Origin of the sequence: uncultured Megasphaera sp. (genome assembly GCF_958350005.1) — a bacterium.
In the GTDB taxonomy this organism is placed as follows: Bacteria; Bacillota; Negativicutes; order Veillonellales; family Megasphaeraceae; genus Megasphaera.
The window spans coordinates 1-3,014 of sequence record NZ_CATWFF010000223.1; the positions used below are offsets into that span (position 1 = coordinate 1).

Consider the following 3,014-nt stretch of genomic DNA (forward strand, 5'->3'; position numbering starts at 1 on the left):
ATAATAAGGAGGAATCAGTATGATCGAAGTACGTTGGCATGGCCGTGGTGGTCAGGGGGCGTTTACGGCAGCACGGTTATTAGGACAAGCCGTTGCTATTCATGAGCATAAGTTTGTTCAAGCCTTTCCCTCTTTTGGACCGGAACGAAGAGGAGCACCCGTCCTGGCTTTTACCCGCATTGATGACAAGAAGGTTACTGATCGCAGTGAAGTAGAGACGTGTGATTATGTTGTCGTTTTGGATGATACATTGTATGGAGAAGCTGTTACGAAAGGCCTGAAAGATACGGGCATTTTGGTTATTAACACGACTAAAGACAGCAGTGCTTTTCCTAAAGCCGGTAATTACTGCGTCGTAACAGTTGATGCGACGGCATTGGCACTTGATATTCTGGGACGTCCTATTACCAATGTTCCCATGTTGGCAGCCTTAGCTGCCGCTGCCGGGAATGTAAGTGTTGATTCGGTGCTCAATGCCATTGATGACCAGTTGGCACCGCGTATTCGAGAAAAAAACAAGAACCTGTTTCTGGCTGCATTTAACGCAGTGAAAGGGGAGGCATGATTATGAACAGACCTGTACCTGTAGATTTTATTCCGCCCAAAACATTAGCTGACTATCCCGTTGGCCCATGCTGCCCATCTAACCATATTGTTGGTATCAATGCGGGTATGCGGACATTCCGTCCCATTATTGATCAGGATGCATGCAAACACTGTCTCCGGTGCTTCCTTGTATGTCCGGAAGGAACGATTGACAAGTCGTCAGAACAGCTGCAGATCGACTACAATTATTGCAAAGGATGCGGCGTCTGTGCCTATGAATGTAAATTTGATGCCATTACCTTGGTAAAGGAGGCCGACATATGAGTACGAAACATTTTATCTGCGGCGATGATGCTGTAGCTCTCGGAGCTAAATTAGCCCGGCCGCAGGTTATTGCAGCCTATCCGATTACACCGCAGACGATTGTTGTAGAACGATTGTCTGACTATGTAGAAGATGGAAGTCTGGAAGCCCAGTATCTGCATGTCGAATCAGAGCACAGCGCCATTACTGCTTCTATTGGCGCAGCCTCTGTAGGTGCCCGTACCTTTACGGCTACGTCTTCACAGGGACTGCTGTATATGGTAGAAGGCTTGTATTATGCCAGTGGTGCCCGGTTTCCCATCGTCATGATGGATGCCAATCGTTCTTTGGCATTGCCCTGGAATATTTATGGCGATCAGCGCGACTCCCTGTCGCAGCTTGAATCCGGGTGGATTCAACTGTATGCCGAAGATGCGCAGGAAGCGCTGGATTTGACGATTCAGGCCTATAAAGTAGCAGAAGATCCGGAAGTCATGCTGCCTGTCATGGTCTGTCTCGATGGATTTGTCCTGACGCATACGTATGAAGTCGTTGACGTACCCGATCAGGAAGCGGTAGATTCCTTTATTCCCTATCGCAATTTTGCTAATAAAATGGATTTGGAACATCCCATGAGCAACTGTATTACTGCGGGTCCGGACTACAATCTGGAATTCCATTATCAGCAGCATTTGGCAACGATAAAGGCAGGAGAAAAGCTGAAAGAAGCTGATGCGGAATATGGTCGCCTCTTTGGTCGTACATACGGTGGCATGATTCAAGCCTATCGGTGTGAAGATGCCGATGCAGTACTGGTGACATTAGGGAGTGTAACTGGTACAGTACGCTGTGTGGTCGATGCTATGCGGGAAGCAGGAAAAAAAGTAGGGCTGTTGAAAATTCGCTGTATGCGTCCGTTTCCAGCCGAAGATATCCGCCAGGTCTTGAAGAGCGTTTCGGCTGTAGGCGTTCTGGAAAAAGACCTGAGCCATGGCTATGAAGGAGTAGTATATACGAACGTGAATTCAGCCCTTCTGTCGATGGATAGCGTGCCTAAAACTGTAAACTTTGTCGGCGGATTGGGTGGTCGGTCTATTTTAAAACAGGATATTGCTGAATGTTATGATATGTTGTTGCGACAGGCTGCTGGCGAATCGCAGAAAGAGCGTCTGGCGTTTGTGAAATTGGGGTGTATATAAAATGGCCATAACAGCACGAAACTTGACAAATGAAGAGTTATTTTATGGACACAAGGCCTGCGGCGGCTGCGGCGCAGCACTGGCAGTACGCTTGGTTATGAAGGTTCTGGGAAAGCGGACCTTTGCCATCGTTCCTCCAAACTGCATGTCTACAGTTGCCTTTATTTATCCGAGTATGACCTTTGGCTGCAGCGGTGCCATTACGCCCTTTGCCGGAACGGCTGCTTTTGAATCGGGTGTTGCTGCCGGCGCTAAGGCATTAGGGCTGGAAAATTATTCTGTTGTCGGCTTTGCCGGTGACGGCGGTACGGCAGATATCGGCATTCAGGCCTTATCTGGCGCAATTGAACGGGGCGACCGCATTATTTATATCTGCTACGATAATGAAGCCTATATGAATACAGGGGTGCAAACATCAGGGCTCACTCCTTATGGGGCTAAAACTACGACGTCGCCGGCTGGTCAGCATCTGCCGGGATGTACGACTCCCAAAAAGAATATGTTTGAAATCGTTGCGGCCCATGATATTGCCTATGCAGCAACGGCCAGTCTGGGATATCCGGAAGATTTGCTGAATAAGGTCGCAAAAGCAAAGGCGACGGACGGGCCGTCGTACATCCATATTTTTGCTCCCTGTCCGACTGGCTGGGGCTGCGCATCGGAGCGGACGGTAGATATTGCCAAGCAGGCCGTTGATACGGGATTATGGTATTTAGCCGAATATGAACATGGTGAAATTACACTGAACCGCAATCCTAAAGAATTCAGCGATGTTCAGCTGTATCTCCGCATACAGAGCCGGTTTTCCCATTTAAAAGAAGTGGATGTAGAACGTATTTGTGCCATACGCGATGCAAAATGGCAGCATATTCGTTCGCACTGGATTCATTCCTAGATTTTGCCAGCAGCGCTGATGCGCTGCCGTTCTCTAAGAGGTGATAGCATGAAGACAGCAAAAGAATACAT

At 48.3% G+C, this 3,014-nt stretch carries 4 protein-coding genes; all 4 read left to right on the forward strand.

Going from position 1 to position 3,014, the window contains the following annotated elements; genetic code table 11:
- Positions 1–19 precede the first annotated feature (19 nt).
- The 4 genes from Q3886_RS09750 to Q3886_RS09765 are packed head-to-tail and all read left to right on the forward strand — an operon-like array spanning position 20 to position 2,943.
- Positions 20–565, forward strand: a complete 546-nt coding sequence (locus Q3886_RS09750) for a 2-oxoacid:acceptor oxidoreductase family protein (protein ID WP_301861268.1) — start codon at positions 20–22, stop codon at positions 563–565.
- A gap of 2 nt (positions 566–567) precedes the next feature.
- Positions 568–870 carry a 4Fe-4S binding protein gene (locus tag Q3886_RS09755; RefSeq protein ID WP_301861269.1) on the forward strand — a complete coding sequence of 101 codons (303 nt, stop codon included), beginning with the start codon at positions 568–570 and terminating at the stop codon, positions 868–870.
- Entirely contained in the window at positions 867–2,048 is a 1,182-nt protein-coding gene (locus Q3886_RS09760) for a hypothetical protein (protein WP_301861270.1), read from the forward strand. The genes Q3886_RS09755 and Q3886_RS09760 overlap by 4 nt, the downstream gene beginning before the upstream one ends.
- Before the next feature lies 1 nt (position 2,049).
- Positions 2,050–2,943, forward strand: a complete 894-nt coding sequence (locus Q3886_RS09765; RefSeq protein WP_301861272.1) for a thiamine pyrophosphate-dependent enzyme — start codon at positions 2,050–2,052, stop codon at positions 2,941–2,943.
- The last annotated feature ends 71 nt before the right edge of the window (positions 2,944–3,014 follow it).